This is a genomic window from Rhodanobacter sp. Root561, from assembly GCF_001427365.1.
Lineage (GTDB): Bacteria > Pseudomonadota > Gammaproteobacteria > Xanthomonadales > Rhodanobacteraceae > Rhodanobacter.
On sequence record NZ_LMGH01000010.1, the window covers coordinates 247,009 to 272,132 of the forward strand.

Genomic DNA, 25,124 nt, shown 5'->3' on the forward strand with positions numbered 1-25,124 from the left:
TTCGCCAACCGCCTCCGACGGACTTTCTCCTCTCTCCCGCGTTGCGTCCCCCCGCAAGCGGATCCCGCATTCGTCGCAAGCTAATCAAATGTACAAGCGCTGTCAACAGAAAATACCAGCGCTGGTACTTTCGCGTGAAACGGCCGGATTCCGTATGGTTGCGCGCCTTCCGCTTGGGGTAGGATGGAGCGCTGCAAGCCATACAGGGGCGGGATCTGCACATGCCTGCGAGAATCGAAGACGTCGCTGCGCATGCCGGCGTATCCACCAAGACGGTGTCCCGCGTGCTCAACGGCCATACGACCGTGCGCGCCAAGCTGCGCGCGCGGATCGAAGCGTCGATCCACGCGCTCAACTACGTGCCCAACGCGTCGGCACGCGGCCTGGCGGGGAATCGCTCGTACCTGGTCGCGCTGCTGTACGACAACCCGATGGCCGGTTCCAGCTACACCATGGAACTGATCGTGGGCGTGCTGCAGGCGTGCAAGGGCACGCCGTACAACGCGGTCCTGCATCCCTTCGACGCGGCGGACGACCTCGCTGCGCGGATCGATGGCTTCGTGGCGACGCACCGGCCGGACGCGCTGGTGCTGGTGCCGCCGCATGCGAACAACGTGAAGCTGCTGCAGCGCCTCGACGAGCTGGACATTCCTTACTCGACGATCTCCTCCAGGCTGCATCAGTCGCGCATCGACGTCGGCTTCGACGAGCGCAGGGCAGCGGCCGAGATTGTCGAGCACTTGGTCTCGCTCGGGCATCGCCGCATCGGCCACATCGCCGGGCTGCAGGGACACGGTGCGCGAACCTGGCGGCTCGGCGGCTATCGCGACGCCTTGCGCCGGGCCGGCATCGCTTACGACGAGTCGCTGGTGGTGGACGGGGATTTCGCCTTCGCCTCGGGCGTGGCCAGCGCGCGGACGCTGCTCGACCTGCGCCACCCGCCTACGGCGATCTTCGCGGCGAACGACGACATGGCTTGCGGCGTGATGCGCGAAGCCTACGAACGCGGGCTGTCGATTCCCGGCGACCTGTCGGTATGCGGCTTCGACGGCACGCCGGTGTCGCAGCTGATCTCGCCCGGCCTGACCACGGTGCATCAGCCGTGCCGCGAGCTCGGATGCCTTGCCGTGCAAAGCGTGCTGCAGTCGATCCGCGACGCCGCCATCCCCCGGCAGGCGCGGGTGCCCTACGAGGTGCACTTGCGAGCATCCACGGCCGCGCCCCGGAAACCGTAATATTCGTCCAGAACCGGCGCAGGGGACCTGACGCGCGGATCGACGGAGCGGAGGGGCTGTGATCGACGACGAGGCCGGAGTGGCGTTGCGCGGGCTGCCCATGCCCTTCAGCGCGTGCGCGGATGCGGCGCCACCGGCGTGCCGCGTCGGCTGGCCGTTCATCGCGATCTACGGCATGGCTTACATGGGCCTGTGGATGGCGTTGCTGCCGCCCATCCTGGTGGGCTTGGCAATGCGCGTGAGCGAGATTGCCCCGGCGCATGCGACGGGCAGCCTGTCCCTGGTGGTAGGTCTGGGAGCGCTTATTGCGCTGTTCGGCAATCCGTTCTTCGGCAGCCTCTCGGATCGCACGACCTCGCGCTTCGGCATGCGACGGCCCTGGCTGATTGCCGGCGCCACGGGGGGAGCGGTCGGGTTGGCGGTCATTGCGACGGCCGTGTCGGTTCCGCAGCTGTTGCTGGGCTGGTGCATCACGCAGCTTGCCTACAATGCGCAATTGGCCGCGCTGACTGCAATCCTTGCCGATCAGATTCCAGAGCCACAGCGCGGCATGGTATCCGGCATCGTGGGTGTCAGCCTGCCGGTGGGCATGGTGGGAGGCACCTATTTGGTGGAGCTCCTTGCTCATTCCACGCTGGCCATCTTTCTGGTGCCGGCGGTGATCGCCCTGGTCGGCGCATTCCTCCTGGCCTGGGTATTGCCCGACCGTCGTCTGGTTGCAATGCAGCGGCTGCGTTACGGGTGGCGCGGATTTCTGAGCAGCTTCTGGATCAACCCGCTGCGCTACCCGGATTTCGCCTGGGCGTGGAGCAGCCGTTTCCTGCTCTATGCCGGTGTTGCGCTCCTGATGACCTACCAGGAGTTCTATCTGATCCACCAGTTGGGTTGCCCCTCAGCTGCCGTGCCGCGGTGGATCTTTCTGTCGACCCTGGTGCAATCCGCTGCGGTAGCGGTCTCCAGTGTCGTGGGCGGTGGGTTGTCGGATGCCAGCGGCCGGCGCAAGGCTTTCGTCTGCAGCACGGCACTGATCTATGCGCTGGCCTTGTTGATGATCGCTTTTGCCACTTCGTACGCTCTTTTCCTCGTGGCGATGGCGATCACCGGCCTCGCGCAGGGGGGGTACCTGGCCGCAGATCTGGCGTTGGTGACCGATGTATTGCCAGAACGGGAAACACATGCAGCGAGGAACTTTGGCATCTTCAACATCGCCAGCGTCATGCCGCAGTCGCTGATGCCGGCCGTTGCGCCGGGCATCCTGTTGGCGAGCGGCGGGAGCTATACAGCCTTGTTCGCCATGGCAGCGGTTCTCGTCGCACTTGGAGCTTGGGCCATCTTGCCGGTGCGTGGCGCGCGCTGAAGAGGGCGATCAGCCTGTGTTCGCCTCGCACACTGATCAGCCATGAACACCAGCGGTTACGACATGATGAGAGGGTCGCACCAATTGTGGGATGAGCCAGAGAGCCGGGCACATGGCCTGCGAACATGAGACGGCGAGGCCCATAGGGCGGGTGCCAGCGGTTGCCGTGGCCTTATCGGGCACTTCTTTGATTTCGCATAATGTATATTATGTCAAATCAAGAATGGATGGATCGATCGCGTCGACCCGGCAGCCCTGGAACTGCTTGTCCTAAAGCAGGTTCGGACAGCTCTTCTGTGTCGACTTGATTTGCCGCAGCCAGTCATAGCCATCTTCGGCCCGCAGGCTGGCTTTGGTTGCGATCGTTCGTGGCCCCGCGTCTTGGCGTGCGGGCCGGAGATTCCCAAACCGACTGCTCGGGCCCTGCAGCAGATGATTGATGTAGCGCTTCATTCGAGTGGCTCCTGGAAATGGCAGTGGCCGGGCCGATTCGTGCCGGCCTGGTAGTCCAGACACAGGATTGGTTTTGCCGCGCCATGTATCAAGCCGGTTCGGGTGATCATTCCGTTCCTGCCTGGAAACGACGCCGAAGCTGCGGTGGTGTTCGCGCCCGGAAACACAGCGGTCGTCAAACCGGGGTTTCGCCTGCTGTCATGCGAACCCATGTAGCTGGCCGAACAGATCTTCGGCCGTCGGATCATGGGTAAGAAAATATTTGCATTGTTGTACGTCGTCCTGATGCTTGGCGCGATCGCGCCGTCGGGAGCTCGCGCAGCCACGTCGTATGACGGCGGCTACGTCAGGGTCGGCGTACCTGACATGACGCAGGCCGCGAAATTCTTCCGCGACGTGCTCGATTGCCAGCTGATCGGGGGCGAAGCCACGGCCAGTGAATCCGCAACGGAGTCCCTCCTGCTTTCCTGCGACGAAGGCTCGGTGGTCGAGCTCTTCGTCGATCGGGGCAACTCCCCTTCTCCCACGTCGGACAAGCAGTCGGCGACCCTGCAATTGGCTACGGACGACGTGGGGCGCGCCAACGAATGGTTGCGAAACCAGGGCGTGGTCGTCAGCAGCGCGCCGCATCGCGTGGTCTCGGGTCCCCTGGCCGGGCACATGGTGCTGGATTTCGCGGCACCGTGGGGGTTGCACATGCAACTGGTGGGCAGGAATGTCCCCGATCCCGGCAACACGGGGCTGGCCACGGCCGATATCCAGTACGACGGCGACTGAGCTCAGCGGCGGGCGCGGAAGAACTCCCGCAGCATCCCGGCCGACTCCTCACCCAGCAAGCCACCGGCCACCTCGATCCGATGGTTGTGGCGCGCGTCGACCAGGGTGTCGAATACGCTGCCCGCCGCGCCGGTCTTGGGATCTGCAGCGGCGTAGACCACCCTGCCCAGTCTCGCGTGGATCATGGCCATGGCACACATCGAACATGGCTCCAGCGTGACGTAGAGGGTGGCGCCGGACAGTCGGTGATTGGCCAGTTTCTCGCCCGCCGCCCGCATGGCCATGATTTCGGCATGGGCGGTCGGGTCGTGCAGGGTGATGTTTCGATTCCAGCCCAGGCCGGCGATCTCGCCTCCCTGCACCAGTACGGCCCCGACGGGCACTTCATTCTCGGCATCGCGGGCGTGCGCTGCCAGCTGCAGTGCTCGCCGCATGTACTGCACGTCGGCAGCTGAAAATTCACTGGAACTTGATGAAATTTCGTCAGTCATTTCAAATTGTTGCATGATTTACATGAGAAAGCCGGCAAGTTGCCGGCCGTTCTCCCTGCATGCAAGTGGCTGATTTTACTATTCCCACTCGATCGTGGCAGGCGGCTTGCCGCTTATGTCGTAAACTACGCGAGAAACACCGCGCAACTCATTGATAATTCTATTTGAAACCTTGCCGAGAAACTCGTACGGCAGGTGTGCCCAGTGGGCGGTCATGAAGTCGATGGTTTCCACCGCACGCAGCGCGATCACCCACTCGTAGGCGCGCGCGTCGCCGACCACGCCCACCGACTTGACCGGCAGGAAGACCGCAAACGCCTGGCTGGTCCGGTCGTACAGGTCGGCCTTGCGCAGTTCGTCGATGAAGATCGCGTCGGCCTGGGCCAGCAGCTCGGCGTATTCGCGTTTCACTTCGCCCAGGATGCGCACGCCCAGGCCCGGCCCGGGGAACGGATGGCGATAGACCATCGCGCGGGGCAAGCCGAGTTCCACGCCGATCCGGCGCACCTCGTCCTTGAACAGTTCGCGCAGCGGCTCGACCAGCTTCAGCTTCATGTGCGCCGGCAGGCCGCCGACGTTGTGGTGACTCTTGATGACGTGAGCCTTGCCGGTCTTGCTGCCGGCCGACTCGATCACGTCTGGATAGATGGTGCCTTGGGCCAGCCACTTCACCTCGCCGCTGCCGCCGGCAGTGAGCTTGGTGGACTCCTCGTCGAAGATTTCTACGAACAGGCCGCCGATGATCTTGCGCTTGGCTTCCGGATCGGCGACGCCTTCGAGCGCCTTGAAATAGCGATCGGCGGCGTTGACCCGAATGACCTTGACGCCCATGTTCTCGGCCATGGTGGCCATCACCTGGTCACCTTCCTGCCAGCGCAGTAGCCCGGTGTCGACGAACACGCAGGTCAGCTGCTCACCGATCGCCTTGTGCAACAGCGCGGCCACCACGGAGGAATCGACGCCGCCGGACAGGCCCAGCAGCACGAGGTCGTTGCCGACCTGTTCGCGCACGCGGGCGATCTGGTCGTCGATGATGTTGGTGGCGGTCCACAACGTGGCGCAGCCGCAGATCTCGGTGATGAAGCGCTTCAGCAGCGCCCCGCCCTGCTTCGTGTGGGTCACTTCGGGGTGGAACTGCACGCCGTACCAGCGCTTGTCCTCGTCTTCCATCACCGCGACCGGGATGCGATCGGTGCTGCCGGTGACGACGAAACCCGGCGGTGCCTTCGACACGTGGTCGCCGTGGCTCATCCACACGTCGAGCTTGTGACTGTCCGCATGATCGCTGAGGCCATCGAACAGGCGGCTGGCGGCGGTGATGTCCACCGTGGCGTGGCCGAATTCGCGGGCATCGGCCGCCTCGGTCGCACCGCCGAGCTGGGCCGCCAGGGTCTGCATGCCGTAGCAGATGCCGAGGATCGGCAGACCCGAATCGAACACCTGTTGCGGCGCCTTGGGCGCGCCTTCGAGCGTGGTGGACTCCGGCCCGCCGGACAGGATGATGCCCTTGGCGCCGAAGCCGGCGATTTCGGCCGGATCATGATCCCAGGCCCAGATCTCGCAGTACACGCCCAATTCGCGCACACGCCGCGCGATCAGCTGCGTGTATTGCGCGCCGAAGTCGAGGATGAGGATCTTGTCGGAGTGGATGTTGTGCATCGGCCCGGGCCTTGAAAACGTCCGTAATTAGCCAGCGTCATTCCCGCGAAAGCGGGAATGACGTCCGCCAGGGGTTGGAGAATTGGACAGAGTCCAATCTCCGGATGGGTTTCAAATCAGGAATTCAGCCGGTAGTTCGGCGCTTCCTTGGTGATCTGGATGTCGTGCGGATGCGCTTCGGTAACGCCGGCCGAAGTGACCTTCACGAACTGCGCCTTGTGCCGCACGTCCTCGACGGTGGCCGCGCCCAGATAACCCATCGAGGCACGCAGGCCACCGATCAGCTGATGGATGATGTTACGCAGCGGACCGCGATACGGCACGCGACCCTCGATGCCTTCGGGCACCAGCTTGTCGGCGTCGGCCTCGTCCTGGAAGTAGCGATCCTTCGAGCCCAGCTGCATCGCGCCGATCGAACCCATCCCGCGGTAGCTCTTGTACGAGCGGCCCTGGAACAGTTCGACCTCGCCCGGTGATTCCTCGGTGCCGGCGAACATCGAGCCCAGCATCACGCTGGAGGCGCCGGCGGCCAGTGCCTTGGGAATGTCGCCGGAGTAGCGGATGCCGCCATCAGCGATCAGCGGGATCTCGTCCTTCAGCGCGGTGGCGACCATGTCGATCGCGGTGATCTGCGGCACGCCCACGCCGGCGACCACGCGGGTGGTGCAGATCGAGCCGGGACCCACGCCGACCTTGACCGCATCGACGCCCACGTCGAGCAGCGCGCGGGCCGCTTCGCCGGTGACGATGTTGCCGGCAATCACCTGCACTTGCGGATAGTTCTTCTTGACCCAGCCCACGCGATCGATCACGCCCTGCGAATGGCCGTGCGCCGTGTCGACCACAAGCACGTCGACGCCGGCATCGACCAGGGCAGCCACGCGCTGTTCGGTATCGCCCGAAACGCCGACTGCCGCGCCGACCAGCAGCGCTTCCTGGCGATCCTTGGCGGAATGCGGATTGTCGCGCGCCTTCTGGATGTCCTTGACGGTGATCAGGCCACGCAACTGGAATGCCTCGTTGACCACCAGCACTTTCTCGATGCGGTGCTTGTGCAGCAACAGCAGCACATCGTCCTGGCCGGCGCCCTCGCGGACGGTGACCAGCTTGTCCTGGCGCGTCATGATGTTGCGCACCGGGTCGTCCAGCTTGCGCTCGAAGCGCAGGTCGCGGCTGGTGACGATGCCGACCAGCTGCGCACCATCCACCACCGGCACGCCGGAGATGTTGTGCGCACGGGTCAGTCGCAGCACTTCGCGAATCGAGGTTTCCGGGGTGACAGTGATCGGGCTGCGGATCACGCCGGCTTCGAACTTCTTGACCAGGCGCACTTCGGCGGCCTGCTGCTCGGCGGTCATGTTCTTGTGGATGATGCCGATGCCGCCGTTCTGGGCCATGGTGATGGCGAGTCGGGCTTCGGTGACGGTGTCCATGGCAGCGGACACGATGGGGATGTTCAGGCGCAGGTCGCGGGTAAACCGCGTCGAGGTGTTCACGTCGCGCGGCAGCACGATGGAGTGGCCCGGAACAAGGTAGACGTCGTCGTAGGTCAGTGCCTCGGCGAGAATGCGCATGAAAAAGCCCCGGTGCAAAGAGGGAATTATACGCGCCCCGACGTGTTGCCTGCCAGATGCAGGCCTGAATGCCGGCCTGCCGGACCGTCTCAGCCCGCTGCCGCAGCCTGCAAACGAGCCTCGGCGGCTTCCAGCGTGTTCTCCATCAGCGTGGCCACGGTCATCGGTCCGACACCGCCGGGAACCGGCGTGATCCAGCTGGCGCGTTCGGCCGCCGGGGCGAACTCCACGTCGCCGACCAGCCGTCCATCGTCCAGCCGGTTGATGCCGACATCGATGACCACGGCGCCAGGCTTGATCCAGTCGCCCTTGACCAGCCCGGGCTTGCCGACCGCGACGATCACGATGTCGGCCTGGCGTACAAAGCCTTCCAGGTCGCGCGTGAAACGGTGGCACGAGGTGGTGGTGCAACCGGCGATCATCAGCTCGAGCGCCAGCGGTCGGCCGACATGGTTGGAAACGCCGATCACCACCGCGTGCTGTCCGCGCACCGGGCGATCGGTGTGGCCGAGCAGGGTCATCACGCCTTTCGGTGTGCATGGACGCAGACCAAAGCGACGCAAGGCCAGGCGCCCCACGTTGATCGCCTGGAAACCGTCCACGTCCTTGTCCGGATCGATGCGGTCGACCAGAGCGTCTTCGTCGATGTGATCCGGCAGTGGAGACTGCACCAGGATGCCGTGCACATCCGGATCGGCGTTGAGCCTGTCGATCAGTGCGAACAGCTCCTGCTGGGTCGTGTGTGCCGGCAAGTCATGGTCGAAGGAACGAAAGCCGACCTGGTGACAGGCCTTGCGCTTGTTGCGCACGTAGACCGACGAGGCGGCGTCGGCGCCGACCAGGACCACCGCTAGGCCTGGCGCGGCCAGCCCCTGCCGGACGCGCTCGGCCACGCGTTTCCCCACACGCTCGAGCAATTCCTGCGCGATGCGTTTGCCGTCGAGTATGCGTGCGCTCATGGATGTCACCTGGCTGGGGAGTCGTGCATTATCCGGGCTGGATCACATGCATACAAACACGGGCCGCGCATGGACATCACCGGATTGAGCGACGATCGTCTGCACCTGCGGACATGGCGGGAGGAAGATGCGCCGGCGCTGGTGGAAGCTGTCCGCGAATCCGTGGCCAGTGTCGGGCAATGGCTGCCGTGGTGTCGCGCGGGCTACGACCTGAGCGACGCCCTGACCTGGATCGCACACTGCCAGACAGGCTGGGCCAGCGGCGATCATTTCGCGTTCCCGGTCTTCGAAGCCGGTTCCGGTCGATTGCTGGGTGCCGCCGGTCTCAACCAGCACAACCGGCTGCATCGCAGCGCCAACCTGGGTTACTGGGTGCGTGAATCCTGCCAGCGGCGCGGTGTCGCCGTTGCGGCTGCGCGGCGGGTGGCCCGCTTCGGCTTCTCGCAACTCGGGCTGGTCCGCATCGAGATCGTGATCCTGCCCGACAACCTGGCCAGCCACGCCGTCGCCAGAAGTCTGGGCGCAAAATTCGAGGCGATCGCCCGGCAACGGCTGTGGGTTGAAGGCCAGGCGCGCGACGCCGCGGTATACGGATGGATACCGCGGGACCTCGACTGAAGCCTGTTCAGCGCGTCCGGCTGATCAGCTCGCTCTTGCGGCGGCGGGCCTTGTGCTGCTGTTCCTTGGTCAGCACCTTCTTGCGCCCGGCATACGGGTTTTCGCCCTCGCGGAACGCGATGCGGATCGGCGTGCCCTCGAGCTTGTAGCGCTTGCGGAAGAAGTTTTCCAGGTAGCGCTGGTACGCCGGTGCGATGTGCTTGGTGCGGGTGCCGTGGATCACGATGGTGGGCGGATTGGTGCCGCCCGGATGCGCGAAGCGCAGCTTCGGCGCATGGCCGTTGACCAGCGGCGGCTGGTAGCTCTCGTAGGCCTTTTCCAGCGTCTTGGTCAGATCGGACGACACCAGCACCTTGGTGGCTGACGCGTGCGCACGCACCACGGCGCGCATCAGTTCGCGCAGGCCCGAACCATGCAGTGCGGAGATCTGCACCTGCTTGGCCCAGTCGGCGAATACCAGGCGACGGTCCAGCGCGCGGCGGCATTCGTCGCGCTGGTACGGGTCCATGTCGTCCCACTTGTTGATCGCGATGACCAGCGCCCTGCCCTCGTCCATCGCATAACCGATCAGGGTGAGGTCCTGGTCGGCGAGGTTTTCCCGGGCATCGATCATCACCACCACGACCTGGGCCGCGGCGATCGACTGCAGCGTCTTGATCACGCTGAATTTCTCGACGGCTTCCTCGACCCGCGCCTTGCGCCGGATACCGGCCGTGTCGATCAGCGTATACCGCTTGCCGTCGCGCTCCAGCGGCACCCGGATCGGATCACGGGTGGTGCCGGCGACGTTGGAGACGATCAGCCGTTCTTCGCCGAGCAGGCGATTGATCAGGGTCGACTTGCCGGCATTCGGGCGTCCCACGATGGCGACGCGGATGGTGCCATCCTCGCTGTCGGCCTCGACGCTGCCCTCTTCCTCGGCGGGAAGGATCGGCAGCAGGACGCGGATCAGGTCATCGGTGCCGCGATTGTGCGCCGCCGACAACGGCAGCGTCGTGCCGATGCCGAACGCGGAAAACTCGGCCAGCACAGCTTGTTCGTCGAGGCCGTCAGTCTTGTTGACCACCGCCACGATCGGCTTGCCGCTGCGACGCAGCTCGCCCAGGATCACGTAATCCTGCGGCAGCAGGCCGTCGCGGGCGTCGACCACGAAGACCAGCACGTTCGCTTCCTCGATCGCCAGGCGCACCTGCCTGGCGGTGAGCACGTCCATGGTTTCCTCGACACCGGACAGGCCGCCGGTATCAACCACCACGAACGGCCGCTCACCGCTGCGGCAGACGCCGTAGTGGCGATCGCGGGTGACGCCCGGCATGTCGGCCACGAGGGCGTCACGGCTGCGCGTCAGCACATTGAACAGGGTCGATTTACCGACATTCGGACGACCAACCAGTGCGACGACGGGCAACATGATAAGTACTTCGTTCCAGCGATCAGGGTGAGGACAGACGGTAGGCGCCGATGTGGCCCTCGACGTCCTCGACGTAAACGATGTCGCCCACCACCAGCGGCTGGGCACGGATCGCCTTCTTCGACAGCCGCTCACGGGCGGCCAGGGCGCCATCGCCGCTCTGCAACCAGTGCACGTAGCCTTCCAGGTCGCCCACGACAACGTAGTTGCCCTGCACGGCGGGGCCGGTGACCCAGCGATATTTCAGCGAGGCGTTCTTCCACATGTCGGTGCCGGTGCTGCGATCGAACGCCCACACCTGGGACTGGTCGTCGACACCGAAGATCGCGCCGGCATTGCTGGCCAGCGAATCGAAGGTGGAGAACGGGTGCGACCACAAGGGGCGACCGCTGGGGCCGTCGATGGCGGTCAGGTTGCCGTGATAGGCGGCGCCATAGAGCGTGCTGCCGTCCAGCAGGATAGAGCCGTCGGCGTCATTCAGCTTGTCGATCTCGGTGCGGCCTTCGCCGCTGGACAGCCGCTGCTCCCACAACTTCGAACCATTGTCCTGACGCAGGGCCACCAGCTTGCCGTCGTCGCTGCCGAAGAACAGCACGCCGTTGGCTACCAGCATCGTGCCGTTGCCACGCAGACTCAGCAGCGGCACCGTGCTCTGGTCGTAAACCCAGCGACGATGGCCGTCCGCGGCGTCCAGCGCATAAATGCGGCCGTCACCGGTGCGCACCATCACCATGTCGCCCACGATCACCGGCGACGCCATCACTTCGCCGCTGACTTCGACTTCCCAGCGCGGGTTGCCGTCTTTGGCGCTCATGGCGTAAACGTGACCATCCAGCGTGCCGACCGCGAGCAGGTCGCCGCTGACCGCAGGGCCGCCCGCGTATTGGGCATCCTTGCGCTTCTTGTCACCCCAGCCAAACCAGCCGTGCGTGCGCGAGCTCTTCGTCCACAGCGTCTTGCCGCTGGTGGCGTCGATGGCGGCGATTTTTCCGTCGGTGCTGTCGGCATACAGGACGCCGTCGACCACCGCCGGGCGCAAACGCACGCCGCTCACCTGGGCGCCGTCACCGACCGTGGTCTTCCACAGGCGGGTGACTTGCACCGTCGACTTGAAATCCTTGGCCAGCGGCGTCGGCGGCTGGACGTTTTCCTTCTTGAAGGAATGGCAACCGGCGAGGGTTGCCAGCGAAGCCAGCGTGATCAACAGAAATCTTTTCATGCACCCTGCTTCCCGGCCACAGCCAGATTATCGATTTTCATCTGCAGCGCGCCGCGTTGCGGCGCCTCCTCGCCCAGTGCCGACATGGCAGCCTGATAGGCCTTGCGGGCTTCGTCCGGGCGTCCAAGCTTGACCAGCACATCACCGCGGAGTTCCTGCGCCAATCCCTGATAGCTGTCCGCCGGAATCTTGTCGAGGGTGGCCAGGGCCGCCTTGCCGTTGTCGCTGGCCATTTCCACCTGGGCCTTGCGCAACTGCGTGAGCGACTTCAGTGCCGGTTCGGTGGCATGGCTCTCGGCCCATTCCAGCGAGGCCTCGGCCTTGTCCAACTGCTTGGCCTCGACTTGCTGTTTCGCACGATCACTGACGGCGAACACGGCAAATGGCGACTTCGCGTAATCCTTCATCAGCTGATCGGTCAGTTGCGCGGCAGCATCGGTCTTGCCCGAGGCCTGCGCGATCTGCACCTGCTGATAGAGCTGGGAGGCCTCGGCCTCGTTGCCAGCCTGGTGCTTGCGCCACTGCTGCCATCCGAAGATGCCGACCAGACCGATCGCGATGCCGACGATGATCGACACACCATTCTCGCGCAGCCACTTCTGAACCAGCTCGCTCTGTTCGTACTTGTCGTATTCTTCAAATGCCATGCAATCACCATTCAAAAGGCCGCGCGCCCGCGGACGCGTGCAAAGGCCAGTGCGATAAATCAAGGGAAAAGCCGGTCACGTCCACTCGAGACCGAGTGGACGTCAGTGGGCAAGCATAACCGAAATGGCGCGCCCGAAGCGGCCCGGAATGGCGATCAGAGGCTGGCTGCGGAAGCCTTGCCGTCCTGCATTCGCACGCGGAAACGGGCCACGTTGGCCCGGCGGAAATCATCGAGGCCGACCGTGGCGCCGTCGATCACCACCTGCGCACCGTTGGCGTTGCCGATGCGCACGTCCAGCGCCTGGCTGCTGTGGTAGGTCTTGCTGGTTCCGGCAGGAAGCAAGCCGTATTCCAGTCGCGTGCCGTCCGCCTGCACCACTTCCACCCAGCTCGCCGAGGTAAGCGTCATGCTGAGGCTATGATCACCCACGCCGGTTTCGACCACGGGTGGTGTCGGTCGTGCAGGCGTCAGACTGCTGTTCTCCAGGCTGGGAAATGGCGCCATGGAGGCGAGCAGCGGCTGATCCTGCGCCGGTGGTGCGACCTGCTGCACTGGCGGCAGGATGCTGGCGGGCGTCTGCCCGTCAGTCTTGACGGCCTCGACAGCGGGCGCCTCGATCTGCGCTACCGGTGTTGCGTCGAGCGGGGCGAGATGGGTGAGATCCCGATCCAGCGTGCCGCGCACGCCCAGCCAGATCATCGGCACCACGATCACTGCGGTAAGCACGACGTAGGTGGCGGCCGTGGCGTAACGATCCAGCAGGAAGCGCGAATGCGAGATGCCGCCCGTGGCTACCAAAGGTGTCTCGACCTGCCGGATGCGATCCAGTTCCACCTGGATCGATGCCTCGTTGATACCCAGGTAGCGACCATATTTGCCGATATAGCTGGCCAGGTAGACCTTGGAATCAATGCCCTCGTGCTGATCACGCTCGAGCTGGCGCAGTATGCGAGCGGGCAACTTCAGCGTATGGGCGCAGGCTTCCAGGTCCAGCCCGCGGGCTTCACGCGCCCCATGCAGGCGACTGCCGAAACTTACCGCGTGGGGGTCTGTGGGAGACACATCCATGTTGGGCAAATTGATACCGAACAATTCGGGCTTGTCAGAGCTCTGCCCGGTCGGCTGGGATTGCATGGAGGTCATTGGCGGGTCGTTGAATTCAGCGCCTGCGCCTGCTCCGAATCCGGGAACTGGCTCAGCAGTCGCTTGCTGTAAGTGAGGGCGCCTTCCTTATTGCCCAGACGTGTTTCGATGTCGTGCCCCAGTTTGAGTGACGCGGCCGTGGGCTGGCCCAGCGCATCGAACCGCTGGAGGAACGCCCTGGCGCGAAACGCATCCTTGTTCAGGTAAAGCGTATTTGCAAGCTGGAAGAGTGCCTCTGCATTACCCGGATTTCTTGCGATGGCGTCACGAAAACTCGCTTCACCCCCCGCAATGTCGTGGGCGCGAAGCTGGCAGACACCGGCATTGGTCAAGGCCACGTCCGGAGTCTGGTAGAACGGGTCGGCTATCGCCTTGCGGAAATACTGGTCCGCCTCGGCGATCTTGCCGGTATGGCAGAGGAAAACACCCAGGTTGTTGTTGGGTGCCCCCTTGTTCGGCTCCAGTGCAACCGCCTTGCGGTAATGCTCCTCGGCCTCGGGCAGCCTGTTGATGCGCTCGTAGATGACGGCGATCACGGTGTGGGCCGGCGCGTAGCGGGGATCGAACTGCAGCGCCTTGGTCACTTTTTCCAGGGCCGTCTGCAGGTCGCCCGAATTGAGGTAACGCTGGGCCAGTTCGGTATGGATGCGGGCGGCTTCCTCAGCCTGATCACTCTGGCTGCTCTGCGGCATGCTCTTGCCCAGCGAGCTGCTGTCGCTGTGCGTGGTGACGCAACCTGCCAATGGCAGCCAAAGGCTGAACAGCACTACCCGCTCAAACCGCATGCGATGTCCCCTCTTCCTGTCGCTTCTTGATGTCGGCGCTGCGCCGGGTACGATCGGCGACCTGGCCGGCCAGTTGGCCGCAGGCGGCGTCGATGTCGTCGCCGCGAGTCCTCCGCAGCATGGTCAAAATGCCGGCATTGAGCAACTGGGTCTGGAATTGGTGGATGTCGTTCGCATCCGAACGCTTGAACTGGGTGCCCGGGAAGGGGTTGAACGGAATCAGGTTGACCTTGCACGTGGGCAGCTTGCGCATCAGCTTGATCAGCTGCCGCACATGCTCGGGCTGGTCGTTGATGCCCTTCATCAAGGTGTATTCGAAGGTGATCGACGTGCGCGGCTTGCGCGCGACCCAGCGCTGGCAGGCAGCCAGCAGCTCGGCGAGCGGATAACGCTTGTTGATCGGCATCAGCTCGGTGCGCAGATCATCGTTGGCCGCATGCAGCGAGACGGCCAGCGACACGTCGATGGCGTCGGACAGCTGGTCGATCAGCGGCACCATGCCGGCGGTCGACAAGGTGACGCGCTTGGCGGCCAGGCCGAAGCCCAGGTCGTCGCGCATCAGCTTCATCGCCTTGAGCACGTTCTCGAAATTGGCCAGCGGCTCGCCCATGCCCATCATCACCACGTTGGTGATGCGACGGTTCTGGTGGGTCACGTTGCCCAGGTACTTCGCCGCGACCCAGACCTGGCCGATGATTTCGGCGGTCGACAGGTTGCGATTGAAGCCCTGCGCCCCGGTCGAGCAGAACTGGCAGTTCAGCGCGCAACCGATCTGCGAAGAAACGCACAAGGTGCCGCGGGTCGGCTCGGGAATGTAGACCGTCTCGATCGCATTGCCCGAGTCCATGCCCAGCAGCCACTTGTGCGTGCCGTCAGTGGCGACCTTGTCCAGCAGGGTCTTCGGTGCACCGATGTAGCAGACCTCGGTGAGCTTGGCGCGCAGCGCCTTGCCCACGTCGGTCATGTTCTCGAAGTTGTCTTCCAGGTCGTGGTAGATCCACTTCATCACCTGCTCGGCGCGGTACGGCTTCTCGCCGATCTGCACGAAGAAATCGCGCAGGCCCTGCCGATCGAAATCGAGCAGGTTCACCTTGGTGTTACTGGCGACAACTTGGTTCAAGGAATGGCTCTTGTGAAGAGTGCGGCCACGGATGGCCGCTTTTTGATCTTCGCGTTCAAGGATGAACGCACAAATTAACGGCAAACTTCCGTGGCGGCGAAGAAATAGGCAATCTCCACCTTGGCGGTGTCGACGGCGTCGGAACCATGCACGGCGTTGGCGTCGATCGACTCGGCGAAGTCGGCGCGGATCGTGCCCGGCGCGGCTTCCTTCGGATTGGTCGCGCCCATCAGGTCACGGTGGGCCAGCACGGCGTTCTCGCCTTCCAGCGCGGAAATCATCACCGGGCCGGAGATCATGAATTCGACCAGCGCCTTGAAGAACGGGCGCTCGCTGTGCACGGCGTAGAAGCCTTCGGCTTCCTGGCGCGACAGCTGCTTCATCTTGGCGGCGACGATCTTCAGGCCAGCCTGTTCGAAGCGTGCGTAGATCTGGCCGATGACGTTCTTGGCAACGGCGTCGGGCTTGATGATGGAAAGAGTGCGCTCCAGCGCCATACGGGTCTGCTCCGGAAAAAAACGGATGATTGGGAAAGGGATGGTCGCCAGTCGAGGCCGGCTGAGGCCAAATCTGTCAGAGATTGAGGATTTAGCTCACGAAATTGTGACAGATTCTAACCCATACGCAAGTCGCGGCGGGTTTGCAACAAACGATCGTTTGACGGCTGCGGAGCTGTCCGCGTATGCTCAAACGATCGTTTGAACCGGCCTCAGGCTGCTGGATGGTCCTTCCGTGAACAGCTCCGTTTCAACCAAGGACCGCATCCTGGGCGCCGCCGAGCTGCTGTTTGCCCAGCGCGGGTTCGAGGGCGCCTCGCTGCGCCAGCTGACCACCAATGCCGGGGTGAATCTGGCCGCCGTCAATTACCACTTCGGTTCAAAGGAAAAGCTGGTCGAGGAGGTGTTCCGTCGCCGCCTCGACGCGCTGAACGAAAGCCGACTGGCCGCACTGGCGCAGGTCGCCGGCGCGCCCGAGACCACCCTGGAAGACGTGCTCGAAGCCTTCATCCGCCCGGCGCTCGACCTTTCCCACGACGACAGCGGCGCCCTGTTCATGCGCGTGCTGGCCCGCGCCTTCGCCGAACACGACGACACCCTGCGCCAGTTCCTGTCCGCCAACTACGGCCATGTCATGCGCCAGTTCACCGCCGAGTTCGCCCGCCTGTTGCCCCAGTTGAGCAAGCAGGAGCTGTACTGGCGCATCGATCTGGTGACCGGCGCGCTGACCCACGCGATGTCCGGCTTCGGCATGATCCAGCGCAAAAGCGATGTCAGCGAGAACGCCCATCGCGAACAGACCGCCCTGCACCTGATCCGCTTCGCCGTGGCCGGTCTCAGCCACCCCTGAATTCACCTGTCCCACCTCTTGCACGTTTGGAGAAGCCAATGACTGCTGCATCCTCCCCCACCCCCGGCTTGCGCATCCGCAAGGCCGCCGTGCTGGGCGCCGGTGTCATGGGCGCGCAGATCGCCGCGCACCTGACCAACGCCGGCGTTGAAACCGTGTTGTTCGACCTGCCCGCGAAAGAAGGCCCCAAGAGCGGCATCGCGCTGAAGGCGATCGCCAACCTGGCCAAGCTGTCGCCGGCTCCGCTGGCCGACAAGGCGCTGGCCGCCTCGATCATCCCGGCCAACTACGACGACGATCTCGACCATCTGAAGGACGTCGACCTGGTGATCGAGGCGATCGCCGAACGGATGGACTGGAAGCTCGACCTCTACAAGAAGATCGCCGGCCACCTGTCGAAGACGGCGATCATCGCCTCCAACACCTCGGGCCTGTCGATCAACACGCTGGCCGAGGCGCTGCCCGAGGAAATGCGCCACCGCTTCTGCGGCGTGCACTTCTTCAATCCGCCGCGCTACATGCACCTGGTCGAGCTGATCCCGACCAGGCTCACCGACAAGAGCGTGCTGGACGGCCTCGAAGCGTTCCTGGTCACCACCGTCGGCAAGGGCGTGGTGATCGCCAAGGACACCCCGAACTTCATCGGCAACCGCATCGGCGTGTTCTCGATGCTGTCGGCGATGTACCACACCGACCAGTTCAAGCTCGGCTTCGACACCGTCGACGCACTGACCGGTCCGGCGCTGGGTCGCCCCAAGAGCGCCACCTACCGCACCGCGGACGTGGTCGGCCTGGACACCATGGCCCACGTCATCAAGACCATGGCCGACACCCTGCCCGATGATCCTTGGCACAAGTACTTCAAGGCGCCCGTGTGGCTGGCCGGCCTGATCGAAAAGGGCGCGCTGGGCCAGAAGACCGGCGGCGGCTTCTACAAGAAGGTCGGCAAGGACATCGTCGTACTGGACGTGGCCAAGCAGGATTTCCGCCCCTCCGAGCAAAAGCCCTCCGACGAAGTCGCCGCGATACTGGCGATCAAGGACCCGGCCGAGAAGTTCGGCAAGCTGCGCGCCTCCAGCGACCCGCAGGCGCAGTTCCTGTGGGCCAGCTTCCGCGACCTGTTCCACTACAGCGCCTACCACCTGGCCGACATCGCCGACACCGCCCGCGACGTCGACTTCGCCATCCGCTGGGGTTACGGCTGGAAGCTCGGCCCGTTCGAAACCTGGCAGGCCGCTGGCTGGCAGCAGATCGCCGAGTGGATCAACGAAGACATCAAGGCCGGCAAGGCGATGAGCAACGCGCCCCTGCCCGCCTGGGTCACCGACGGCCGCAAGGGCGTGCACGGCAAGGACGGTTCGTATTCCGCCAGCGCCAACGCCGACAAGCCGCGTTCGCAGCACCCGGTGTACCAGCGCCAGCTGTTCCCCGATCCGATCCTGGGCGAGAAGTTCGACACCGGCAGCACCGTGTGGGAGAACGACGGTGTGCGCCTGTGGACGCTGGGCGACGACGGCATCGGCATCATCTCGTTCAAGACCAAGATGAACACCGTCAACGACCACGTGCTCGATGGCATCCAGCACGCGATCAAACTGGCCGAGGAAAAGCTCAAGGCCGTGGTGATCTGGCAGACCGGCGAACCGTTCTCCGCCGGCGCGGACCTGAAGGGCGCGCTGGGCCTGCTGAAGGACGGCAAGTTCGACGACTTCGAGCACATGGTCGCCAACTTCCAGCGCACCAGCATGGCGATCAAGCACGCCCTGGTGCCGGTGGTGTCCGCCGTGCGCGGCATGGCCTTCGGTGGTGGCTGCGAATTCCAGATGCATTCCGCCAGGACGGTTGCAGCACTCGAAAGCTACATCGGCCTGGTCGAGGCCGGCGTCGGCCTGCTGCCCGCTGGTGGCGGCCTGCATGAGCTGGCGATCCGCGCGGCGAAGGCCAACCCGGCCGATCCGTTCGAGGAGCTGAAGAAAGTGTTCGAGACGGTGGCGATGGCCAAGGTTTCCGCCAGCGCGTTCGAGGCGAAGAACCTGGGCCTGCTGCGCGACGGCGACGTGGTCGTATTCAACGCTTACGAGCTGCTCTACGTGGCCAAGCAGGTGGCCAACGCGCTGGCCGAATCCGGCTACCGCCCGCCCCTGCCTGCCAACGCCATCCCGGTCGCCGGTGATGTCGGCACCGCCACGTTCAAGGCCTCGCTGGCCAACCTGCAGGCCGGCTACTTCGCCTCGCCGCACGACATCGACATCGCCACGCGCATCGCCGACACCCTGTGCGGCGGCGTGATCGAGCGCGGCTCGACCGTCGACGAGGAATGGTTGCTGGCGCTGGAACGCAAGCACTTCGTGGAGCTGGCCAAGACCGAAAAGACCCAGGCCCGCATCGCCCACACGATGACCACCGGCAAGCCGCTCAGGAACTGATGCATGCCCCATCTCCCTCCCCTTCAAGGGGAGGGCCGGGGTGGGGATGGTTGTCCCCCACAGTTACGACCCACTTCGCCCAAACCCGCGCACCGCGCGAAGGGCAACGGAGAATAAAATGACCAAGCAAGTGCAAGACGCCTACATCGTCGCCGCCACCCGCACCCCGGTCGGCAAGGCGCCGCGCGGCGTATTCCGCCACACCCGCCCGGACGACATGCTCGCCCACGTGATCCGCAGCGTGATGGCGCAGTACCCGGGCATCGACCCGCACCGCATCGGCGACGCCATCATCGGCTGCGCCATGCCCGAGGCCGAGCAAGGCATGAACGTGGCGCGCATCGGCGTGCTGCTGGCTGGCCTGCCCCACACCGTGCCCGGCGTCACCATCAACCGCTTCTGTTCCTCCGGCCTGCAGGCCGTGGCGATGGCCGCCGACCGCATCCGCCTGGGCCTGGACGACCTGATGCTTGCCGGCGGCACCGAAAGCATGAGCATGGTGCCGATGATGGGCCACAAGATCGCGATGAACCCCGCGATCTTCCAGGACGAGAACATCGGCATCGCCTACGGCATGGGCATCACCGCCGAAAACGTGGCCAAGCAGTGGAAGGTCAGCCGCGAGCAGCAGGATGCGTTCGCGGTCGAAAGCCACCGCCGCGCCCTGGCCGCCCAGGCTTCCGGCGAATTCGACGACGAGATCAGCCCGTTCGCGCTGGACGACCACTACCCCAACCTCGCCACCCGCCAGATCGTCACCGACAGCCGCCGCATCACCGCCGACGAAGGCCCGCGTGCCGGCACCACGATGGAAGTGCTCGCCAAGCTGAAGACCGTGTTCCGCAACGGCCAGTTCGGCGGCACCGTCACCGCCGGCAACTCCAGCCAGATGTCCGACGGCGCTGGCGCCATCCTGCTGGCCAGCGAAAAGGCCATCAAGGAATACAACCTGCAGCCGCTGGCCCGCTTCGTCGGTTTCTCGGTCGCCGGCGTCAAACCCGAAGTGATGGGCATCGGCCCCAAGGAAGCGATTCCCAAGGCACTCAGGCAGACCGGCATCACCCAGGATCAGCTCGACTGGATCGAACTCAACGAAGCCTTCGCCGCCCAGGCGCTGGCCGTGATGGGTGACCTCAAGCTGGACCCGAGCAAGGTCAACCCGCTCGGCGGCGCCATCGCGCTCGGCCATCCGCTCGGCGCCACCGGCGCGGTGCGCATCGCCACGCTGGTGCACGGCATGCGTCGGCGCAAGCAGAAGTACGGCATGGTGACCATGTGCATCGGCACCGGCATGGGCGCGGCGGGCGTGTTCGAAGCGCTCTGATCGCGTGACCCAAAAAACCAACGGCGCCGCAGCGATGCGGCGCCGTTTCTGTTTCCGGCCAAGGCGGGCCAGCGGAAAGCCGCAGGCGCCCTCAGCGCCGTCGCGCCGACGCCGGGCTGTCGCTCGCATGCGTCGACCACAGCCGGCGCAGCTGGCGTGCCGAACCCAGCCCGGCGCGTTCGGCGGCGCGTTCCACGCTGTCCCCGGTGGCCAGTGCCTGACGGGCGAGTGCGAGGCGCAGGCGGGCGTGGTAGGTGTTGATCGACATGCCGCTGGCTTCGCGAAAATGCCGCGTCAGGCTGCGCACGCTCAGGTGGCCGATGTCGGCCAGCCGCGCCAGTGGCCATTCCTGGTCCGGCGCCCTGGCCAGCGCATCCTGCACGTGGTGGATCGCCGTGTTCATGTGGTTGCGCCCTTCCAGCCACGGCGACAGCGCGGGGTCGCCTGACGCACGCCGCATGTAGACGGCCATCTCGCGCGCCACCGCGGCGGCCAGCCGCGACGAGCCCAGGCCGGCGATGAGATGCAGCGCCAGGTCGATGCCGGCGGTGATGCCGGCGCTGGTGTACACCTCGCCATCCTCGACGAACACGCGGCTGTCCAGCACCTCGGCCGTCGGCGCGAGTTCCCGCAGCGTGTCGAGCAGGCTGTGATGCGTGGTGCAGCGGCGGCCGTGCAGCAAGCCCGCGGCGGCGGCCAGCAACGCGCCCGAGCACACGCACGCAAGCCGTCGGCCGTGGCCGCCATGCCGCTGCAGCCATGCGACCAGGGCCTTGCTGGCGGGCGAGGACAACACCTGCTCACCACTGCCGGTGGCGCCGCAGACGACGATCATCGCGTGATCATCCAACTGCGACGGCAACGGTTCGATGCCGGCGAGTCCTACGCCCAGCGCCGTCGTGGCAGCCTCGCCTTCCGCGATCGGCGCCAGCAGGCGCAGGCGCACCGGCAAACCCATCGAAGCGGCGATGCGAAACGCGTCGGCCGCGCCGGCGAGATCCAGCAGGATCAGCGCCGGCGGCAGCACGAAGCACACCTCAGTGATCGGCGAGGACGTCATCGACGGTGCGGATGCGGGCAAAGCGACCATCCAGAACCAGTTCCGTGCGCTGCTTGATGTCCTGCGCATCGTAGTGGCTTCCGCTGCCGGCGTGGATCATCGGAAACGTCAGCGTCGCCTCGGTCACGTAGTCCACCGCAAAGCCGAGATCCGAGGCCACCCGCGCGGTGGTTTCGCAGCACTGCTCGGTGCGGATGCCGCTGACGATCACCCGCCCGATGCCGCGCTCGCGCAGCCACGCCTCCAGGCTGGTGCCGGTAAACGCGTTGTGCACCTGCTTGCGGAACACCACGTCGTGCGCATCCGGCACCCACGCCATCGGCGTCACCAGTCCCGACGCCGCGGTGAAATGCGCATCGCCGTCCTCGTGCAGGATGCGCACGACCGGCCAGCCGCGTGCGGCCGCCGCGTCGATCAACTTCAGCAGGTTCTCGCGGAACACCGGCACATCGTCCTCGCGCCAGTACGGCGCATGCAGGAACGACTGCTGCACATCGATGACCAGCAAGGCGGGGGTATCGGACATGAGGCGACTCCTTCGTTGGGGAGTCGTCACTTTAGGCAGCCGACCGACCGGCCACGAGCACCGCGCCGGACCATGAGCGGACGGATCTGGCCACGCCCTCCCCGAAACATGAGAAGCGCGTATCGGCTACATCCGCCGCGACTCCGAAGGAGGTGACCGGTCGGCGCACCCGAGACGCCACGAAAGTCGACTCCGGCCCATGTTTTAGTACCGGCATCGCGGCGGGGATTTTCGAGGCGCTCTGAAGTTCGTCATTCCGGCGAAGGCCACTCTGAAACTGCGACGGCGCCGTAGCGATACGGCGCCGTTTTCATTCGGGGTGGTCCAGAATTGTCACCGATGTCGCCCCTAATACCCCGAGCTGTATCCCGGTATCGGCAGGAAGTAGCGTGCCCAGTTCTTGAATTCGACGGGGAGATCGTTGGCGCTCAGCAGCCACCAGTTCGGCCATGCGACGCAGGTGGCGCATTGGTCGGGCACGGCGTTGATTGCCGCCTGTGTCAGTCCGGGACCTCCCAGCGGGAACAATCCTTTCTTTGCCTTCAGCTGCGCGGAGGCAATCAGGTAGTAAGGCGGACCTCCGGCCGGCAGTTGACCATGATGGCTATAGACCGTGTCAACCACGAGCCAGCCGGCTTGGCCGGAGTTTTCGACCAGCAGCGTGCTCTTGGCCCGCTTGAGGTCGAACCACATGATGTCGGTCTTGTTGGCGAAGCTGGGGACGTTGCAGGTGGCGTCGGTGAAATTGCCATCGGGCCCCTTGCTGAAGGAGTGATTGGTGAATTTCAGCGCCTGGATCGTGGCGAAGTCCTGCGTCACCGTGCGGACATTGCCCATCCAGGCCGCGTCGAACGTGGATGATCCGGGAAGCGTGACGAAGGTCTTGTCGGTGGAGGCGTTCAACACCTCGTTGTCCTTGAACCCCAGGATGTGCCAGGCAAGCTGCCGCGCCACGGTGTTGAAGATTCCGCAATTGCAGGACTTCGCAAGGTTCGTACCGTCCAGCAACGGTATGCCGCCGGTGCCGGCTCCAGGGATCGCCGGGGGCTTGCCCGGGGCGATGGGCCCGCTATGCGAGGTCGAGCCGTTGTTTCCGGCCGTATCTATCCAGACCCAGTTGTTGGCTCGCGCATAACGCCACAGATTCGCGTTCAAGTTGTGCCAAAGAGTGGTCTTGTTGGCGATATCGGCCAGAGGGTGGCCGGGCATGTTGACGATGTGGGCGGCAGGTTTGCCCGTCCAGCCATAAGCTGCAAGCAGTGTGTCGATAACCGGTTGTGAAGGCATGCCCATCAACTCCCTTGGTGGTCGATCGAAAGAGGAACCGGAGAACCGGGCCCGAGTCGGATGCTTCTGTCACTTGCGTAAAGGCGAATTCCTTCCCGTTCCCGCGGCATTACGCGGCACGGAACCTGGAATCGAGGCACCTGTCACCTGCAATCGCCATGTTCGTTCACGCCTCGTGCGAGGGGATCGAAATGAAAGGTGATGAAGCTGCAAGGTCCGCGGCCTAGATGCCAGCGAAACGGCCGGTGATGGCAAACGGATTCGCAGGGCAGGCCTGTCGCGGTCGACAAGCACGTGATGGCACTCCAGCATCTGCCCTGCTGCCGTCGTGGCGGCAACGCAGATGATGGTGGCGACGATCGGCCCGCGTTCCATGGTCATCCATTCCCCCCGGAATCCGGTCGAGGATAGCGCAAAAAATCGGGACGGCCGGCAAACCGGCCTCGGGTCTGACGGTTCGCGTGCCCCGCCTTGCGGGGTATAGTTCGACGGGCATGGCGGGTGTCTTGCCCGGCCACGAATCCAAGGGGAAAAGTCATGGGTCTTTTTCAGGCAGTGGCGGGATCGATCGGCGGCACGCTGGCCGATCAATGGAAGGATTTCTACACGATTCCGGACGGCCTGCCGTCGACGGCGGCGCTGTTTGCGGCAGTGCCTCAGGGCAGCAATGCCGGGCGCGGTTCGAACACGCACGGCTCGTCGAACATCATCACCAACGGTTCGAAGATCGTCGTGCCCGAAGGCTATGGGTTGCTGCTGTTCCAGGACGGCAAGATCACCGGCTTCGCCGCCGAGGCCGGCGGTTATGAATGGCGTTCGGACGACCTCAACTCGACCTCGATTTTCTCGGGCGGCGGCCTTGTCGATTCGCTGATCAAACAGAGCTGGGAGCGCTTCAAGTTCGGCGGCCAGCCGGGTTCGCAGCAAGCGGCGTTCTTCGTCTCGCTGAAGGAGCTGCCGGACAACCGTTTCGGCACGCAGTCGGAAATCTACTGGGACGACGCCTTCCTCAACACCCAGGTCGGCGCGGTGACGCGCGGCTCGTACACGCTGAAGATCGTCGACCCGATCCTGTTCGTGAAGAACTTCGTGCCGGCCTCGTATCTGCAGCCGGGCAAGGTGTTCGATTTCACCGACATCGACAACGCCGCGGCCAGCCAGCTCTTCAACGAGGTGGTGGGTTCGCTCGCCCCGGCTTTCAGCCTGTATTCGAACGACGGCAACAAGGAACACCGCATCACCAAGCTGCAGCAGGATTCGCTGGGCTTCGCCAAGAGCCTGTCCGATGCGGTGGAAAGCGCCTACCAGTGGAAGTCCGATCGCGGCCTGGCCATCGTCAAGACCGCCATCGTCTCCATCGAGTACGACGCGAACACTCGCGAACTGCTGAAGACGGTGCAGCGCGCCGATGCGCTTTCCGGCGCCCGCGGCAATTCCAACTTGCAGGCCAGCGTCGCCGCTGGCATGCAGGCGGCCGGCGAGAACGGCGGCGCAGCGGGCATGATGGGCATTGGCATGGCGTCGGGCATGATGGGTGGCATCGGTGGTTTGCAGCAGCCGGTGGCGCCAGCCGCACCGGCGGCCGACGACCCGATCGCCAAGCTGAAGAAGGCCAAGGAGATGCTCGACCTCGGCCTGATCTCCCAGGCCGATTACGACGCGGCAAAGGCCAAGGCCCTCGGCCTGTAAGCGGCGAACGGCGCT

General features: G+C 64.7%; 23 protein-coding genes. 8 read left to right on the forward strand and 15 right to left on the reverse strand.

Annotated features, from left to right (window positions below; all coding sequences use genetic code 11):
* Window positions 1-221 precede the first annotated feature (221 nt).
* Both ASD55_RS07670 and ASD55_RS07675 read left to right on the forward strand, forming a co-directional pair.
* Window positions 222-1,235 carry a LacI family DNA-binding transcriptional regulator gene (locus tag ASD55_RS07670; protein ID WP_056718542.1) on the forward strand — a complete coding sequence of 338 codons (1,014 nt, stop codon included), beginning with the start codon at window positions 222-224 and terminating at the stop codon, window positions 1,233-1,235.
* A 58-nt stretch (window positions 1,236-1,293) separates the two neighbouring features.
* Entirely contained in the window at window positions 1,294-2,592 is a 1,299-nt protein-coding gene (locus tag ASD55_RS07675; RefSeq protein ID WP_082542686.1) for an MFS transporter, read from the forward strand.
* Window positions 2,593-2,862: 270 nt separating this feature from the next.
* On the opposite strand, the gene ASD55_RS18380 is transcribed toward ASD55_RS07675, so the two are convergent.
* On the reverse strand, window positions 2,863-3,045 hold the full coding sequence (locus ASD55_RS18380) for a hypothetical protein (RefSeq protein ID WP_157598902.1): 183 nt from the start codon (window positions 3,043-3,045) through the stop codon (window positions 2,863-2,865).
* A 267-nt stretch (window positions 3,046-3,312) separates the two neighbouring features.
* Between ASD55_RS18380 and ASD55_RS07680 the strand changes: the two genes are divergently transcribed.
* Window positions 3,313-3,822, forward strand: a complete 510-nt coding sequence (locus tag ASD55_RS07680) for a VOC family protein (protein WP_235577750.1) — start codon at window positions 3,313-3,315, stop codon at window positions 3,820-3,822.
* Between the two features lie 2 nt (window positions 3,823-3,824).
* On the opposite strand, the gene tadA is transcribed toward ASD55_RS07680, so the two are convergent.
* The 4 genes from tadA to folD all read right to left on the reverse strand — a co-directional run bounded on the left by tadA (window position 3,825) and on the right by folD (window position 8,505).
* Window positions 3,825-4,313, reverse strand: coding sequence for a tRNA adenosine(34) deaminase TadA (gene tadA, locus ASD55_RS07685; protein ID WP_056764918.1), 489 nt, complete (start codon window positions 4,311-4,313; stop codon window positions 3,825-3,827).
* Between the two features lie 78 nt (window positions 4,314-4,391).
* Window positions 4,392-5,972: a glutamine-hydrolyzing GMP synthase gene (guaA, locus tag ASD55_RS07690; protein WP_056764920.1), complete on the reverse strand. Its 1,581-nt coding sequence runs from the start codon at window positions 5,970-5,972 to the stop codon at window positions 4,392-4,394.
* Between the two features lie 116 nt (window positions 5,973-6,088).
* On the reverse strand, window positions 6,089-7,546 hold the full coding sequence (gene guaB / locus ASD55_RS07695) for an IMP dehydrogenase (protein ID WP_056718546.1): 1,458 nt from the start codon (window positions 7,544-7,546) through the stop codon (window positions 6,089-6,091).
* Window positions 7,547-7,635: 89 nt separating this feature from the next.
* A complete protein-coding gene (folD, locus tag ASD55_RS07700) occupies window positions 7,636-8,505 on the reverse strand; it encodes a bifunctional methylenetetrahydrofolate dehydrogenase/methenyltetrahydrofolate cyclohydrolase FolD (protein WP_056718547.1) in 870 nt (289 codons plus the stop codon).
* 69 nt (window positions 8,506-8,574) lie between these two features.
* Here folD and ASD55_RS07705 point away from each other — a divergent pair, with 69 nt between their 5' ends.
* The gene (locus ASD55_RS07705; protein ID WP_056764922.1) at window positions 8,575-9,123 is read left to right on the forward strand and encodes a GNAT family protein; all 549 of its coding nucleotides are present in this window, start codon (window positions 8,575-8,577) and stop codon (window positions 9,121-9,123) included.
* A 7-nt stretch (window positions 9,124-9,130) separates the two neighbouring features.
* Here the strand turns inward: ASD55_RS07705 and der are convergent, their stop codons facing one another.
* From der to ndk, 7 genes are all read right to left on the reverse strand, one after another.
* Window positions 9,131-10,534, reverse strand: a complete 1,404-nt coding sequence (gene der, locus ASD55_RS07710; protein WP_056764924.1) for a ribosome biogenesis GTPase Der — start codon at window positions 10,532-10,534, stop codon at window positions 9,131-9,133.
* 22 nt (window positions 10,535-10,556) lie between these two features.
* On the reverse strand, window positions 10,557-11,753 hold the full coding sequence (bamB, locus tag ASD55_RS07715) for an outer membrane protein assembly factor BamB (protein ID WP_056718550.1): 1,197 nt from the start codon (window positions 11,751-11,753) through the stop codon (window positions 10,557-10,559).
* Window positions 11,750-12,400: a tetratricopeptide repeat protein gene (locus tag ASD55_RS07720; RefSeq protein WP_056764927.1), complete on the reverse strand. Its 651-nt coding sequence runs from the start codon at window positions 12,398-12,400 to the stop codon at window positions 11,750-11,752. The genes bamB and ASD55_RS07720 overlap by 4 nt, the downstream gene beginning before the upstream one ends.
* A gap of 155 nt (window positions 12,401-12,555) precedes the next feature.
* Window positions 12,556-13,545, reverse strand: a complete 990-nt coding sequence (locus ASD55_RS07725) for a helix-turn-helix domain-containing protein (RefSeq protein ID WP_056764930.1) — start codon at window positions 13,543-13,545, stop codon at window positions 12,556-12,558.
* A complete protein-coding gene (pilW, locus tag ASD55_RS07730; RefSeq protein ID WP_056764933.1) occupies window positions 13,542-14,330 on the reverse strand; it encodes a type IV pilus biogenesis/stability protein PilW in 789 nt (262 codons plus the stop codon). Before pilW ends, ASD55_RS07725 begins: the two co-directional genes overlap by 4 nt.
* A complete protein-coding gene (gene rlmN / locus ASD55_RS07735; RefSeq protein WP_056718554.1) occupies window positions 14,320-15,450 on the reverse strand; it encodes a 23S rRNA (adenine(2503)-C(2))-methyltransferase RlmN in 1,131 nt (376 codons plus the stop codon). Before rlmN ends, pilW begins: the two co-directional genes overlap by 11 nt.
* Before the next feature lie 74 nt (window positions 15,451-15,524).
* Window positions 15,525-15,947, reverse strand: a complete 423-nt coding sequence (gene ndk / locus ASD55_RS07740; protein ID WP_056718555.1) for a nucleoside-diphosphate kinase — start codon at window positions 15,945-15,947, stop codon at window positions 15,525-15,527.
* A gap of 235 nt (window positions 15,948-16,182) precedes the next feature.
* Between ndk and ASD55_RS07745 the strand changes: the two genes are divergently transcribed.
* From ASD55_RS07745 to ASD55_RS07755, 3 genes are all read left to right on the forward strand, one after another.
* Window positions 16,183-16,797 carry a TetR/AcrR family transcriptional regulator gene (locus tag ASD55_RS07745; RefSeq protein WP_056718556.1) on the forward strand — a complete coding sequence of 205 codons (615 nt, stop codon included), beginning with the start codon at window positions 16,183-16,185 and terminating at the stop codon, window positions 16,795-16,797.
* Between the two features lie 38 nt (window positions 16,798-16,835).
* Complete coding sequence (locus ASD55_RS07750) at window positions 16,836-19,223, forward strand: 3-hydroxyacyl-CoA dehydrogenase/enoyl-CoA hydratase family protein (protein WP_056764934.1); 2,388 nt, start codon at window positions 16,836-16,838, stop codon at window positions 19,221-19,223.
* Window positions 19,224-19,341: 118 nt separating this feature from the next.
* Window positions 19,342-20,547 (forward strand): acetyl-CoA C-acyltransferase, encoded by a 1,206-nt coding sequence (locus tag ASD55_RS07755; protein ID WP_056764936.1) that lies wholly within the window; start codon window positions 19,342-19,344, stop codon window positions 20,545-20,547.
* Between the two features lie 91 nt (window positions 20,548-20,638).
* On the opposite strand, the gene ASD55_RS07760 is transcribed toward ASD55_RS07755, so the two are convergent.
* The 3 genes from ASD55_RS07760 to ASD55_RS07770 form a co-directional block, all read right to left on the reverse strand.
* Window positions 20,639-21,637, reverse strand: coding sequence for a helix-turn-helix domain-containing protein (locus ASD55_RS07760; RefSeq protein WP_235577752.1), 999 nt, complete (start codon window positions 21,635-21,637; stop codon window positions 20,639-20,641).
* Entirely contained in the window at window positions 21,585-22,133 is a 549-nt protein-coding gene (locus tag ASD55_RS07765) for an isochorismatase family protein (protein ID WP_056764939.1), read from the reverse strand. Before ASD55_RS07765 ends, ASD55_RS07760 begins: the two co-directional genes overlap by 53 nt.
* Before the next feature lie 348 nt (window positions 22,134-22,481).
* On the reverse strand, window positions 22,482-23,420 hold the full coding sequence (locus ASD55_RS07770) for a hypothetical protein (protein WP_157598904.1): 939 nt from the start codon (window positions 23,418-23,420) through the stop codon (window positions 22,482-22,484).
* Between the two features lie 537 nt (window positions 23,421-23,957).
* On the opposite strand from ASD55_RS07770, the gene ASD55_RS07775 reads away from it, so the two are divergent.
* On the forward strand, window positions 23,958-25,109 hold the full coding sequence (locus ASD55_RS07775) for an SPFH domain-containing protein (RefSeq protein WP_056764946.1): 1,152 nt from the start codon (window positions 23,958-23,960) through the stop codon (window positions 25,107-25,109).
* The last annotated feature ends 15 nt before the right edge of the window (window positions 25,110-25,124 follow it).

What these genes read in the sequence shown, in the direction of transcription:
- ASD55_RS07670 (WP_056718542.1), top strand. Translation starts at nt 222, where the DNA reads ATGCCTGCGAGAATCGAAGACGTCGCTGCGCATGCCGGCGTATCCACC.
- ASD55_RS18380 (WP_157598902.1), bottom strand. Translation starts at nt 3,045, where the DNA reads ATGAAGCGCTACATCAATCATCTGCTGCAGGGCCCGAGCAGTCGGTTT.
- tadA (WP_056764918.1), bottom strand. Translation starts at nt 4,313, where the DNA reads ATGACTGACGAAATTTCATCAAGTTCCAGTGAATTTTCAGCTGCCGAC.
- guaA (WP_056764920.1), bottom strand. Translation starts at nt 5,972, where the DNA reads ATGCACAACATCCACTCCGACAAGATCCTCATCCTCGACTTCGGCGCG.
- guaB (WP_056718546.1), bottom strand. Translation starts at nt 7,546, where the DNA reads ATGCGCATTCTCGCCGAGGCACTGACCTACGACGACGTCTACCTTGTT.
- folD (WP_056718547.1), bottom strand. Translation starts at nt 8,505, where the DNA reads ATGAGCGCACGCATACTCGACGGCAAACGCATCGCGCAGGAATTGCTC.
- ASD55_RS07705 (WP_056764922.1), top strand. Translation starts at nt 8,575, where the DNA reads ATGGACATCACCGGATTGAGCGACGATCGTCTGCACCTGCGGACATGG.
- der (WP_056764924.1), bottom strand. Translation starts at nt 10,534, where the DNA reads ATGTTGCCCGTCGTCGCACTGGTTGGTCGTCCGAATGTCGGTAAATCG.
- bamB (WP_056718550.1), bottom strand. Translation starts at nt 11,753, where the DNA reads ATGAAAAGATTTCTGTTGATCACGCTGGCTTCGCTGGCAACCCTCGCC.
- ASD55_RS07720 (WP_056764927.1), bottom strand. Translation starts at nt 12,400, where the DNA reads ATGGCATTTGAAGAATACGACAAGTACGAACAGAGCGAGCTGGTTCAG.
- ASD55_RS07725 (WP_056764930.1), bottom strand. Translation starts at nt 13,545, where the DNA reads ATGACCTCCATGCAATCCCAGCCGACCGGGCAGAGCTCTGACAAGCCC.
- pilW (WP_056764933.1), bottom strand. Translation starts at nt 14,330, where the DNA reads ATGCGGTTTGAGCGGGTAGTGCTGTTCAGCCTTTGGCTGCCATTGGCA.
- ndk (WP_056718555.1), bottom strand. Translation starts at nt 15,947, where the DNA reads ATGGCGCTGGAGCGCACTCTTTCCATCATCAAGCCCGACGCCGTTGCC.
- ASD55_RS07750 (WP_056764934.1), top strand. Translation starts at nt 16,836, where the DNA reads ATGACTGCTGCATCCTCCCCCACCCCCGGCTTGCGCATCCGCAAGGCC.
- ASD55_RS07755 (WP_056764936.1), top strand. Translation starts at nt 19,342, where the DNA reads ATGACCAAGCAAGTGCAAGACGCCTACATCGTCGCCGCCACCCGCACC.
- ASD55_RS07760 (WP_235577752.1), bottom strand. Translation starts at nt 21,637, where the DNA reads ATGGTCGCTTTGCCCGCATCCGCACCGTCGATGACGTCCTCGCCGATC.
- ASD55_RS07765 (WP_056764939.1), bottom strand. Translation starts at nt 22,133, where the DNA reads ATGTCCGATACCCCCGCCTTGCTGGTCATCGATGTGCAGCAGTCGTTC.
- ASD55_RS07770 (WP_157598904.1), bottom strand. Translation starts at nt 23,420, where the DNA reads ATGCCTTCACAACCGGTTATCGACACACTGCTTGCAGCTTATGGCTGG.
- ASD55_RS07775 (WP_056764946.1), top strand. Translation starts at nt 23,958, where the DNA reads ATGGGTCTTTTTCAGGCAGTGGCGGGATCGATCGGCGGCACGCTGGCC.